A 12831-nucleotide genomic window follows, 5' to 3' on the forward strand; every position below is an offset into this window, starting at 1 on the left:
CTTTGGTATATTCATATAATCTACTGACGAGAAACTTCTTTTTCATTCACTGTTTTGTAATTTAATAAATCAGAGGGGAGCTAATATAGCTCCCCTCCTGGCTCACTGCTTTATAACACCAGAAACTACAATGGCTGGGTTTGTGCCTCTACCACCGCTAATGCCACCATATTCACGATCCGACGTACAGAAGCAATCGGCGTCAAAATATGAACCGGTTTTGCCACGCCCATCAGCACCGGTCCGACAGTCACGCCCTCTGAGGTGGTCACGCGCAGCAAGTTATAACTGATTCGCGCCGCTTCCATATTCGGCATAATCAGTACGTTAGCAGACCCCTTCAATGGGCTATCCGGCATCAGGTTATGGCGGATACTTTCCACCAGCGCGGCGTCACCGTGCATTTCACCGTCAATCTCCAGTTCAGGTGCCATCTGATTCACCAACTCGAGTGTACGGCGCATTTTACGCGCAGCCGGGCAATCCGATGTACCAAAACTCGAATGAGATAACAGTGCCACTTTTGGCTCAATACCAAAACGTCGTACCGTTTCAGCCGCCATCAAAGTAATCTCAGCCAATTGCTCCGGTGTCGGGTCATCATTGACATAAGTGTCAGCGATAAACGTATTGCCAGTTGGCAGCAACAGCGCATTCATCGCGCCCGCTACATGCGCCCCCTCGCGGAAGCCAAAGACTTTCTCAACCACATCATAATGCTCATGATAAGTGCCAATGGTGCCACAAATCATGGCATCGGCTTCCCCCCGATGAACCATAATGGAGCCAATCAGGGTTGGATTGCCAATCACTGCACGACGCGCCTGTTCCTGCGAGACACCACGGCGCTTCATGATTTGATAGTATTCGTGCCAATATTCATTAAAGCGTGGGTCAGACTCATTATTGACCACTTCGAAGTCTTTCCCCGCCGTAATTTGCAGGCCCAATTTTTTTAGCCGAGTCTCAATCACGTTTGGGCGACCAATCAAGATAGGATAGGCCAGCCCTTGGGAAATAAGCTCTTGAGTCGCATGCAATACTCGTTCTTCTTCCCCTTCCGCTAAGACTACCCGCTTCATCTCTTTTTTCGCTTGCGAGAAAATCGGCTTCATAAATAAGTTGGTTTTGTAGACAAATTCCGTCAGTTTTTCGATGTAAGCACTAAAGTCAGTGATTGGACGGGTTGCCACACCGGAATCCATTGCCGCTTTCGCCACCGCCGGTGCGATTTTCACAATCAAACGCGGGTCGAATGGTTTAGGAATAATGTATTCAGGCCCAAACGAAAGGTCTTGTTCACCGTAGGCTGATGCCACCACATCACTCTGTTCAGCCAGCGCCAGGTCAGCAATCGCATGCACACAAGCCAGTTTCATCTCTTCATTAATGGTGGTCGCGCCCACATCTAATGCGCCACGAAAAATGAACGGGAAGCACAGCACGTTATTCACCTGATTCGGGTAGTCCGAACGGCCGGTGCAGATAATCGCATCAGGCCGCACGGCTTTTGCCAGTGGTGGCAGGATTTCAGGTTCAGGGTTCGCCAGCGCCAAAATCAGCGGGCTGGGGGCCATGGTTTTCACCATATCTTGCGTAAGAACGCCAGGGCCGGAGCAGCCGAGGAAAATATCCGCATTGGGAATAGCATCACCGAGCGTGCGCTGCCCGTTATCTTCAATGGCGTAAGCCGCTTTAGTTCCTTCCATGTTGGCTTCGCGGCCTTTATAAATCACACCTTTGGAATCACATACTGTAATGTTGTGATGCTTTAATCCCAATGCGACTAATAGATTCAGGCAGGCAATAGATGCCGCTCCTGCTCCAGAGACCACCAGCTTCACATCGCTGATATCTTTTTTCACGACACGTAAGCCGTTGAGCACCGCCGCGGTACAGATAATCGCAGTGCCATGCTGGTCATCATGGAACACTGGGATCTTCATGCGCTCACGCAATTTCTGCTCAATATAAAAACACTCGGGCGCTTTGATATCTTCCAGATTAATGCCGCCGAATGTCGGTTCCAGTGAAGCAATAATGTCGATCAGTTTGTCGGGATCGTGTTCATCTACTTCAATATCAAACACATCAATACCGGAGAATTTCTTAAACAGAACCCCCTTCCCCTCCATGACCGGTTTGCCCGCTAATGCACCAATATTACCCAGCCCCAGTACCGCAGTACCGTTTGAAATAACAGCGACCAGGTTGCCGCGCGCCGTATATTTATAGGCAGCCAGTGGATCAGCCGCAATCTCCAAACACGGAGCAGCGACACCAGGAGAATAAGCCAGCGCCAAATCCCGTTGGGTCGCCAGCGGTTTGGTTGGCGACACCTGAATTTTCCCAGGAGTAGGATATTGGTGGAAATCAAGCGCGCTCTGTTTCAATTGTTCGTCCATTGTAGGTTCCCTTTGCTTTTATTCTTTGAGGTGGTAGGGAACCAGTATAGTGAGTGAATTATCACAATCTATGAAGCAGGACATACTCTGCATAACATTTTTATATCAACAGCATAATTTACTGATCAATCTGCGGGGAATAATCAACAATTAGGGAATTAAGTGCCGCGAACTCGCGGCAACAAAAAAGTAGAGCGGAAATCTGAATAGGACGGGTCTTAGTTAAACCAGCCTTGGATTTGTGCATATTGCAATAACATAATGGTCTTACCATCTTTAATTCGACCATCCGCGATCATGGCAATGGCTTCAGTGAAGGGTAACTCAACCACCTCGATCACTTCATCTTCAACGCCGACATTATCAGTCACTTTTTGATCCGCATGATATTCCGCAGCAAAGAAATGGATAATTTCAGTCACGCCACCTGGCGACATATAAGCTTCAAACAGCTTCTGTACGTTATCAATCTGATAGCCAGTTTCTTCCATGGCTTCACGGCGAATACACTCTTCCGGCGAGTCGTTATCCAGCAAACCGGCACAAGTTTCCAGCAACATTCCGTCGGGGTTGCCATTGACATAGGTGGGCATTCGAAATTGGTTAATCAACAAGACGGTGCCATTGGGCCGGTTATACAACAGAATAGTCGCGCCATTCCCTCGATCATATACTTCGCGAATCTGTTGCACTGGCGTTCCATTATCATCTATTAAATCAAAGATGTACTTGTGGAGCTTGAACCAGTTTTTAGATAACAATTCACTGCGAATATTTTCAATTTTGACTGACATAAGACCTTCTTTAATCCCCAAAACATCCTAGAATTTTATTTAATTAGCTAACGCTAGTCTTTGTTCATTTGCAATAGGAACAGGCGCAATAAAAATGCCCCGATAACGGAGCATTTAAGATGAGATATTGGGAACGTTGCTATCAGAAACCCGTAGGTACATCCTTCATATCAGGCAACTTATGGGCGATGCCTTTGTGGCAATCGATACAGGTTTTACCTTCTTCAATCGCTTTACTGTGCATTTTCGCCGCCACTGTTTTCTGTGCTGTGAAGTCCATATTGTCAAAATTATGGCAGTTACGGCACTCTTGCGAACCATTGGCTTTCATCCGCGCCCACTCGTTTTCCGCCATCGTCAAGCGATGTGCCTCAAACTTCTGCGGTGTATCTATCAAACCAAAGGTCTTGGCATATAGCTCTTTACTGGCTTTGATTTTACGCAGCATTTTCGGCCCCCACTCATGGGGTACATGGCAATCCGGGCAGGTTGCCTTCACACCACTGCGGTTGCTGTAGTGGATGGTTCCCATGTATTCCTGATAAACGTTGTCTTTCATTTCATGGCAGCTAATACAGAATTTTTCAGTATTCGCCATTTCCATACCGGTATTAAAACCGCCCCAGAAAATGATGCCACTGACAAAGCCAATCAGCAGTAATGTGCCGAGCGCCAGCCGGCTCGGCCGACGCCACCATTGCCATATTCGTTTGATAATGCCAGGCTTTTTAGTCTCATTCATTGTTTGTTCTCACAATAGCCATCTCGCTTATTGACCAAAACCAGGGGCTGGCTGGAAGCTATTACCGACAATCGGCGCTGCATCAGTTTGTGGCACATGGCATTGCAAGCAGAAGTAGCGACGCGGGGATACTTCACTCGAGACCTTGCCATCGCGGTCAATAAAGTGAGTTGGGCTAACACGCGGCGCACCCGTAGTACGATAATGTTCAACGCCATGACATTGCAGGCAACGGTTGGTGTTTTTGCTGATTTGATAGCCATCAACACTATGTGGGATCAGCGGTGGTTGGTTAACATAGTTCAGCGCCATCCGCTGTTGCTGTTTGGGCATTTTCACCTTACCTTCCGCCGTAGCAGAGACTTCCGGTGATTGGCTTAAATCCATTTCGACATTGCTGGCAGCATTGACGACACCGGCTATCAGCAATACCGCCAGTAGCGATATCACTGATATTACCCGGCGATTGAATGCATGAAACATCGTGTTATTCATTATTTTCTCCTGAGAACCCCGTTCTTCCTGAGCTGAGCGCTATTTTCTGAACTGCGCGCAATTTTCTGAACTACGCAACAACCCGAGCCAATTTGACTGCACATTTTTTGAAGTCAGTTTCTTTGGATAACGGATCGGTGGCATCCAATGTCAGGTTATTCACCAACTGCGCAGCATCAAAGAACGGCATGTACACCAGCCCTTGTGGCGGGCGGTTACGGCCACGGGTTTCCACCAGCGAAATCACTTCGCCACGGCGTGAGATCACTTTCACTTTGTCACCGCGCCGTAAACCACGGGCTTTAGCATCCAATGGGTGAATGAAAAGCACCGCTTCAGGGAAAGCACGATGTAATTCAGGTACTCGACGGGTCATGGAGCCGGTATGCCAATGCTCCAGTACACGGCCAGTGGAGAGCCACAGGTCATATTCCTGATCCGGGCTTTCCGCCGCCGGCTCATAAGGCAGTGCAAATATCACGGCTTTACCATCCGGTTTGCCATAGAAACGCACCTCCTCACCTTTTGGCACGAAGGGATCAAAGCCTTCACGGTAACGCCACAGCGTTTCTTTACCATTCACCACCGGCCAGCGCAGGCCGCGCTCTTGATGGTAGCGGTCGAACGGCGCTAAATCGTGACCATGACCACGGCCAAAATCGGCATACTCTTCAAACAGCCCTTTTTGAATGTAGAAACCGAAATCACGCGCTTCATCATTCAATTGGTCCGCAGGAATTTCACTCAGTGGATATTTATTCACCACATTATTGGCAAACAGCACGTCATACAGCGTCTTACCGCGATATTCCGGTTTCTTGTTAATCAGCTCGTCAGGCCACACTTCTTCAACTTTGAAGCGTTTGGCAAACTCAACGATCTGCCATAAGTCAGATTTCGCTTCACCCGGCGCAGGCACTTGTTGACGCCAGAACTGGGTACGGCGCTCAGCATTGCCGTAAGCGCCCTCTTTCTCGACCCACATCGCGGTCGGTAAGATAAGGTCAGCGGCTAGGGCACTGATAGTGGGATAAGGGTCTGAAACTACAATAAAGTTACGTGGATCACGCCAACCCGGCATGCGATCTTCATTGATATTCGGCCCGGCCTGCATGTTGTTGTTACACATCACCCAGTAGGCATTAAGTGTGCCATCTTTCAACGCACGGTCTTGCGCCACGGCATGTAAACCCACTTTTTCCGGAATCGTGCCCGCAGGCAGTTGCCATTTGGTTTCGGCAATTTGGCGATGTTTTTCGTTCGTGACCACCATGTCGGCAGGCAGGCGGTGGGAGAATGTCCCCACTTCACGGGCTGTACCACAAGCGGAAGGCTGGCCGGTCAGAGAGAAAGGCCCAGAACCCGGCTTAGAAATCTTGCCGGTTAACAGGTGCAGGTTGTAGCACATGTTATTGGCCCAAACACCACGAGTATGCTGGTTAAAGCCCATCGTCCAGTAAGACACCAGTTTCACTTTCGGATCCGCATATAACTGCGCCAGTGACTCTAACTGATCTTCCGGCACACCGCTCATTTTGGCGGTTTTTTCCAGCGTATATTCCGCAACAAAGGCTTTAAAATCATCAAAACTCATCGGTTCTGATGCATCACTACCGGGGTTTTTGGCCGCTTTTTCCAGTGGATGTGTTGGCCGTAGACCATAGCCAATATCCGTTGCACCACGGCGGAAGTTCACATGGCGATCCAGGAAGCCCTGATCAACGGCATTATTTTGAATAATGTAATTGGCGATGTAATTCATAATCACCAGATCGGTCTGTGGGGTAAAGACGATCGGGTTATCCGCCAGTTCAAAGCTGCGGTGTTCAAAAGTAGACAGCACCGCAATTCTGACATGTTCATTCGTCAGGCGACGGCTAGTCATGCGTGACCACAAGATAGGGTGCATTTCTGCCATATTGGAGCCCCAGAGCACAAAGGCATCTGCTTCTTCAATATCGTCATAACACCCCATTGGCTCATCCATACCGAAGGTACGCATAAAGCCCACCACGGAAGAAGCCATGCAATGACGCGCATTGGGATCAAGGTTGTTAGAGCGGAAACCGGCTTTCAGCAGTTTAGACGCCGCGTAACCCTCCCACACCGTCCACTGACCGGAGCCAAACATGCCTACAGCGGTCGGGCCTTTTTCTTTCAGCGCATTTTTGAATTTCAGCTCCATGATATCAAAGGCTTTCTCCCAACTAATCGGAGTAAAATCACCTTCTTTATCATACTGGCCGTCTTTCATCCGCAGCAGCGGCTGGGTCAGACGGTCTTTGCCGTACATGATTTTAGGCAGGAAATAGCCTTTCACGCAGTTCAACCCACGATTGACCGGTGAGTCCGGGTCACCTTGAGATGCCACGATACGGCCATTTTGTGTGCCGACCAGGACACCGCAGCCAGTACCACAGAATCGGCAAGGCGCTTTATCCCATTTGATTGCGTTTGTTGTCTCACCCGCGACCGCCTTGGCGACAGTGGGTATGGTCAATCCGGCTGCGGCTGCCGCAGCAACTGCGGCATTGGCCTTCATAAAATCCCGGCGACTGAGTTTCATGGCATTTCCTCACCTTGGCTTTCCTGCTGGTGATAAACCAGCGATACAGCCAGCACACCATCCAGATTGCGCGCTGACTCAATATAATTCAGGAGCACGTCTGAGCGCGCTGCCTGCATAACCACCACCAACTTACCCAGAGCGGTGTCACTGGTGGGTATTTCTGTGCCCGGGATCGCCAGCAGGCTGTCGATGAGTGGCGCTATTCGCGCAGGCTTGGCTTGTATCACCAATCCACAGACATGCCATTCTTTATCGTCCATCTTCACTCCGGGTAAGGGTTACTGCCTGGACGGGGCAACTGGGTACACAGGCACCACAGCCGGTACAAGCAGGAAGGTCTAATTCGGGCCGAGCAATGCCGTTTAGGCGCGGACGGAATTTTATCGCCCGCGTTTCACAACTATCCTGACAACTGCGGCATTCAATATTGTGAAAAGGTAAACAGCGGTCTGATATGTGGATTTTCAGTGACCACGCTGGCAGTTCCGTTGAGGTAAAAACCCCGGCTTCGCACGCCTGCACGCAGGCCTGGCAGAAACTACATTCGGCCCGCTGAAAATCTATTTCGGGGAATCCGCCACTGCCAGCAACCAATACGCCAGTTTCACAAGCAGCAACACAGTTTTGGCAACGGGTACAGCCAGCAATAAAATGACTTTCGGTAACCGACCAAGGTGGTCGGGTAGCAGAGGACTGCCGTTTACCTGTTTGCCAATGCCCAGTCAGCAATTTACGCCGCGATAAATCAGTCATACTGATATCCTTAACATCTACTGGCGCGCCCGCGTGTACCTTAGGAAAATGCTTATATTAAAGTTCGGTGAGTCACACCAAATTAATGATAATGATTCTTATTTGTATTATTAGAGAATTCCCCAGTGTCTGTGTATTAAATACAGAATTATGAGTAATAAAATAATTACTCTTTAGAGTTAATCGTTGGTAGATATTGAGCAAGATCAATTAATTTAGTGGTTATTTGCGTGGTTTCTCACTGTTAAATCTATTTGCGTTATTACTTTTTTTATATAACGATTTGTTTAATGAGAATGGCTATCAAAAAGAAATGATATTTTGGTGATTATTCTTTAGATAAACTGGCTCGGTTAAATGAATTTGGCCGAAGTTTTGAGGTACACTTAACGCGTGGTTCAACTAACTATGATGGATAACATGGTCGGTAAATTTAACGACCTTAAATAATCCACGTTCAACAGCCAGCCATTTAATGCTATCGGTTACAGGGACATTACTTATCATGACCAAAAGTCACACTATTATGATCGTTGACGATCATCCCCTCATGCGCCGTGGGATCAAGCAGTTACTGGAGCTTGATAGCAACTTTGATGTGGTTGCCGAAGCCAATTGCGGCAGCGATGCCATTACCGAAGCAACCCGATGTCAACCGGATGTCATTTTGCTCGACCTGAATATGAAAGGTATGTCTGGGCTGGATACTTTAAAGGCATTACGCAACGAAGGCATTGATGCGCGAATTATTGTTCTGACCGTCTCTGATGCACGCAGTGATGTGTATGCAATGATTGATGCCGGTGCAGATGGTTATCTGCTCAAAGACAGTGAACCTGAAATATTGTTAGAAAATATCCGCCTGGCGTCGAAGGGCAAAAAAGTATTCAGTGATGAAGTTGCTCAATATTTATCTTCCCGGCACGAACAGGTTAATCCATTTTCTGAATTAACCGAGCGTGAATTAGATGTTTTACAAGAAGTCGCACGCGGTATGTCCAATAAACAAGTTGCATTCGAGTTACACATTTCAGAAGAAACCGTGAAAGTGCATATCCGCAATTTATTACGTAAGCTAAATGTTCGCTCGCGCGTCGCGGCAACAATCATGTTTTTAGAAAATAAAAAATATTAACTATCACCTTATTATTTAATGGCTACCGGGCTATTAGCTTATTCGATGGCCGCTAAAATAAAATCATGGTTATCGTCTATCCATTTTTTATTCAGTGGCCCCCAGCTATCCAGCCGGTAATATCCCGCATTATTGCGCACGCCATCCTGTACAAACGTCATGGTGATACCCAAACCGGGCAGCGCTTTCAAGACATCCTGTAATGTTCGCCGCGGCCAGGCGGTCAATTCCATCAAGCGCGGCACATTCAGCGGCTCTCCCCGACTTATCAACCAGCAAAGGTAGAGACGACGGGCAAATACCGGATTAAGTTCCATAACATCCTCCTCAGTTGGATAGCTACTCAATAGTCTACTCGATGCCAGAAAAAACACCTGTTTATACCCGTCATACTTCAAGCTACATGTACATTGGCCGCCTTCCTGCAACTCGAATTATTCAGGATATATCACTCTTTTTGCCATCAAGGTGAATTAACTCGATTTTTACGATGTTTTTTACAGCTTCTCCTTATTTTCTTCACGTTTTCTTAAGCAATCCCGCGTAAAGTGCAGCGTGGATTCTGCTGTAGTTAACTTGAGAGGCTGGCACTGCATGGCTAATTTTTTCATCGACCGCCCGATATTTGCTTGGGTATTGGCGATAATTTTGTGTCTGACTGGCGCATTGGCAATCTCAACATTGCCGGTTGAGCAGTACCCGAATTTGGCACCGCCCAATGTGCGTATCAGTGCATCCTACCCCGGAGCTTCGGCACAAACACTGGAAAATACGGTCACGCAGGTCATAGAACAAAGCATGACTGGCCTGGATAACCTGCTATATATGTCGTCACAAAGCAATAACTCCGGCAGTGCATCAATAACCCTGACGTTCCAGGCAGGAACCAATCCTAACGAAGCCATGCAACAAGTACAAAACCAGTTGCAGTCCGCTATCAAAAAGCTGCCGCAAGATGTACAGCAGCAAGGCGTTTCAGTATCTAAATCAGGGGATAATACCCTGATGATGGTGGCGTTTGTTTCCACTGATGGCAGCATGGATAAACAAGATATTGCCGACTATGTTGCCAGTAATCTGCAAGATCCTCTAAGCCGTATTGAAGGGGTCGGCAGCATTGATGCTTTTGGCTCCCAATATGCGATGCGCATTTGGCTCGATCCTAATAAACTCAATAATTATCAACTTACTACCCAGGATATCGTGACCGCAATTCAGTCACAGAATAGCCAGATAGCCGTCGGTCAATTGGGCGGAACACCTTCTGTCGATAATCAAGCGCTGAATGCCACGATTAATGCCCAATCCCAGTTACAAACCCCGGAGCAATTCAGAGAAATCACGCTGCGCGTCAATCAAGATGGTTCACTGGTGACACTGGGCGATGTCGCAAAAATTGAGATGGGTGCCGAAAAATATGATTACCTGAGCCGTTTTAACGGTCAGGCAGCCTCGGGGATGAGCATCAAACTGGCATCAGGCGCTAATGAACTGCAAACGGATGAATTAGTCAAAGCCCGTATCGCAGAACTGACCCCATTCTTCCCGCACGGCCTGGAAGCAAAAATTGCCTATGAAACCACCCCCTTTGTCAAAGCCTCCATCAAAGATGTGGTCAAAACACTGCTGGAAGCCATTTTGCTGGTTTTTCTGGTGATGTATCTGTTCTTACAAAACTTCCGCGCCACACTTATTCCGACGATTGCCGTCCCGGTGGTGCTATTGGGTACCTTCGCGATACTGTCGGCATTCGGATTCAGTATTAATACGTTAACCATGTTTGCCATCGTGCTAGCCATCGGTTTACTCGTCGATGATGCCATTGTCGTGGTAGAGAACGTGGAGCGCGTGATGAGTGAGGAAGGGCTGGATCCACGAGAAGCCACGCGCAAATCCATGGGCCAAATTCAGGGCGCGCTGGTGGGGATTGCTCTGGTGCTGTCAGCGGTATTTATTCCGATGGCTTTCTTCGGTGGCACCACCGGAGCTATTTACCGCCAGTTCTCCATTACTATCGTATCGGCGATGGTGCTTTCAGTGCTGGTGGCGCTGATTTTGACCCCGGCACTTTGCGCCACCATGCTCAAGCCAATCAAACCGGGGCATCATCATGCCAAACGCGGCTTCTTTGGCTGGTTTAACCGCATGTTTGATCGTAATGCTCACCGCTATGAGCGCGGCGTAGCGCGAGTTTTACATCACAGTGTGCGTTATATGCTGCTGTATTTATTGCTTTTAGGTGGGCTGGCGCTGCTATTTATCAAGTTACCGACATCATTTCTGCCACTGGAAGACCGCGGTGTGTTTATGGCTCAGGTGCAACTTCCGGTCGGCTCTACTCAGCAGCAGACACTCAAAGTGGTTGAGAAAGTCGAGAATTACTTCCTGACAGAAGAGAAAAATAACGTGCTATCGGTGTTCTCCACCGTAGGGTCCGGCCCCGGTGGTAATGGTCAAAACGTCGCTCGCTTGTTTATCCGTTTGTCCGATTGGGAACAACGAAAAGACAGCAATGACTCTTCCTTTGCCATTATTGAACGCGCCACCAAAGTGTTTAACAAAATCGTCGAAGCTAAAGTTTCGGTGAGTAGCCCTCCGGCCATTTCTGGCTTAGGTGGCTCGTCAGGTTTTGATATGGAATTACAAGATCACGGCGGTTTAGGCCACGACAAATTGATGGCAGCTCGTGACCAGTTACTGCAAATGGCCTCCCAGGATCCTGCACTAACACGCGTGCGTCATAACGGGCTGGATGATAGCCCGCAATTGCAGATAGATATTGATCAGCGCAAAGCACAAGCGCTGGGGGTGTCCTTGGATGATATTAACAACACGCTAAAAACGGCGTGGGGCTCGACTTACGTTAACGACTTTGTTGATCGTGGGCGAGTGAAGAAAGTCTATGTTCAATCTGAAGCCACGGCGCGTATGTTGCCGGAAGACGTTAACAAATGGTATGTGCGAAATAATAGCGGTGGTATGGTGCCTTTCTCCGCCTTTTCAACCACTCGCTGGGAGTATGGCTCGCCGCGATTGGAACGTTATAACGGCTATTCTGCTTTGGAAATCGTCGGTGAAGCAGCTCCAGGCGTCAGTACCGGTACGGCGATGAATGTGATGGAGGGGTTAGTTAAACAACTGCCTAATGGATTTGGCCTCGAATGGACGGGGATGTCCTATCAGGAACGGCTATCCGGCTCACAAGCCCCTGCCCTCTATGCCATTTCACTGTTAGTCGTATTCTTATGTCTGGCAGCATTATATGAAAGTTGGTCAATACCCTTCTCAGTGATGCTGGTTGTGCCACTCGGGGTGATTGGGGCGGTTGCCGCAACCTGGATGCGGGGCTTGGAAAATGACGTCTATTTCCAGGTTGGATTACTGACCATCATTGGGCTATCCGCCAAAAATGCCATTTTGATTGTTGAATTTGCCAGTGAATTGAACAATAAAGGTAAAGATTTGGTGGAAGCGACACTTGAAGCCTCCCGTCTGCGACTGCGACCCATTCTAATGACATCACTGGCATTTATCTTTGGGGTACTGCCTATGGCTATCAGTCAAGGGGCAGGCTCTGGCAGTCAACATGCGGTAGGTACCGGGGTAATGGGGGGGATGATTTCAGCTACCGTGCTGGCTATTTTCTTCGTCCCGCTGTTCTTTGTTCTGGTGCGCCGCCGCTTCCCTGGCAGGTCACCACGCGAAAAAAATAGTCACATTCAGTAAAACCGCGGCAATGCATAAAAAGGTGACATGAGTAATTAATGTCACCTTTTTATTTAAAGTAAATTAAAGAATAATAAGCCAATATATTAATTATATTAAAATAACTAATTAAAAATAAAACAAAAGAAACAAAAGAAACAAACCAAATATATTTAAGCCATATCTTGACCAATTTAAAATAATCATCCATATTTATTTTTCCCGTTATATTA

The 12831-nt window shown here is 48.0% G+C and carries 10 protein-coding genes; 2 read left to right on the forward strand and 8 right to left on the reverse strand.

The window, feature by feature from the left end; translation table 11 throughout:
- Positions 1–125: 125 nt before the first annotated feature.
- The 7 genes from maeB to napF all read right to left on the reverse strand — a co-directional run bounded on the left by maeB (position 126) and on the right by napF (position 7758).
- Positions 126–2405 carry an NADP-dependent oxaloacetate-decarboxylating malate dehydrogenase gene (gene maeB, locus HU019_RS19265; RefSeq protein ID WP_174849028.1) on the reverse strand — a complete coding sequence of 760 codons (2280 nt, stop codon included), beginning with the start codon at positions 2403–2405 and terminating at the stop codon, positions 126–128.
- A gap of 218 nt (positions 2406–2623) precedes the next feature.
- Complete coding sequence (gene nudK / locus HU019_RS19270; RefSeq protein ID WP_174849029.1) at positions 2624–3199, reverse strand: GDP-mannose pyrophosphatase NudK; 576 nt, start codon at positions 3197–3199, stop codon at positions 2624–2626.
- A gap of 142 nt (positions 3200–3341) precedes the next feature.
- Entirely contained in the window at positions 3342–3941 is a 600-nt protein-coding gene (gene napC, locus HU019_RS19275) for a cytochrome c-type protein NapC (RefSeq protein ID WP_174849030.1), read from the reverse strand.
- Positions 3942–3968: 27 nt separating this feature from the next.
- Entirely contained in the window at positions 3969–4436 is a 468-nt protein-coding gene (napB, locus tag HU019_RS19280; protein ID WP_050076285.1) for a nitrate reductase cytochrome c-type subunit, read from the reverse strand.
- Between the two features lie 70 nt (positions 4437–4506).
- Complete coding sequence (napA, locus tag HU019_RS19285; RefSeq protein ID WP_174849031.1) at positions 4507–7002, reverse strand: nitrate reductase catalytic subunit NapA; 2496 nt, start codon at positions 7000–7002, stop codon at positions 4507–4509.
- The gene (napD, locus tag HU019_RS19290; RefSeq protein WP_005165688.1) at positions 6999–7265 is read right to left on the reverse strand and encodes a chaperone NapD; all 267 of its coding nucleotides are present in this window, start codon (positions 7263–7265) and stop codon (positions 6999–7001) included. Before napD ends, napA begins: the two co-directional genes overlap by 4 nt.
- Positions 7255–7758: a ferredoxin-type protein NapF gene (gene napF / locus HU019_RS19295; protein WP_174849032.1), complete on the reverse strand. Its 504-nt coding sequence runs from the start codon at positions 7756–7758 to the stop codon at positions 7255–7257. The genes napD and napF overlap by 11 nt, the downstream gene beginning before the upstream one ends.
- Positions 7759–8263: 505 nt before the next feature.
- Here napF and narP point away from each other — a divergent pair.
- Positions 8264–8893 (forward strand): nitrate/nitrite response regulator protein NarP, encoded by a 630-nt coding sequence (narP, locus tag HU019_RS19300; protein ID WP_174849033.1) that lies wholly within the window; start codon positions 8264–8266, stop codon positions 8891–8893.
- A 38-nt stretch (positions 8894–8931) separates the two neighbouring features.
- On the opposite strand, the gene HU019_RS19305 is transcribed toward narP, so the two are convergent.
- Positions 8932–9210 carry a winged helix-turn-helix domain-containing protein gene (locus tag HU019_RS19305; RefSeq protein WP_174849034.1) on the reverse strand — a complete coding sequence of 93 codons (279 nt, stop codon included), beginning with the start codon at positions 9208–9210 and terminating at the stop codon, positions 8932–8934.
- Positions 9211–9487: 277 nt separating this feature from the next.
- On the opposite strand from HU019_RS19305, the gene acrD reads away from it, so the two are divergent.
- Complete coding sequence (gene acrD, locus HU019_RS19310; RefSeq protein ID WP_174849035.1) at positions 9488–12619, forward strand: multidrug efflux RND transporter permease AcrD; 3132 nt, start codon at positions 9488–9490, stop codon at positions 12617–12619.
- Positions 12620–12831 lie beyond the last annotated feature (212 nt).

The sequence above is a fragment of the Yersinia artesiana genome (assembly GCF_902726545.1).
Lineage (GTDB): Bacteria > Pseudomonadota > Gammaproteobacteria > Enterobacterales > Enterobacteriaceae > Yersinia > Yersinia artesiana.

Coding starts and splice junctions, on each gene's coding strand:
- maeB (WP_174849028.1), bottom strand. CDS start 2,405: ATGGACGAACAATTGAAACAGAGCGCGCTTGATTTCCACCAATATCCT.
- nudK (WP_174849029.1), bottom strand. CDS start 3,199: ATGTCAGTCAAAATTGAAAATATTCGCAGTGAATTGTTATCTAAAAAC.
- napC (WP_174849030.1), bottom strand. CDS start 3,941: ATGAATGAGACTAAAAAGCCTGGCATTATCAAACGAATATGGCAATGG.
- napB (WP_050076285.1), bottom strand. CDS start 4,436: ATGAATAACACGATGTTTCATGCATTCAATCGCCGGGTAATATCAGTG.
- napA (WP_174849031.1), bottom strand. CDS start 7,002: ATGAAACTCAGTCGCCGGGATTTTATGAAGGCCAATGCCGCAGTTGCT.
- napD (WP_005165688.1), bottom strand. CDS start 7,265: ATGGACGATAAAGAATGGCATGTCTGTGGATTGGTGATACAAGCCAAG.
- napF (WP_174849032.1), bottom strand. CDS start 7,758: ATGACTGATTTATCGCGGCGTAAATTGCTGACTGGGCATTGGCAAACA.
- narP (WP_174849033.1), top strand. CDS start 8,264: ATGACCAAAAGTCACACTATTATGATCGTTGACGATCATCCCCTCATG.
- HU019_RS19305 (WP_174849034.1), bottom strand. CDS start 9,210: ATGGAACTTAATCCGGTATTTGCCCGTCGTCTCTACCTTTGCTGGTTG.
- acrD (WP_174849035.1), top strand. CDS start 9,488: ATGGCTAATTTTTTCATCGACCGCCCGATATTTGCTTGGGTATTGGCG.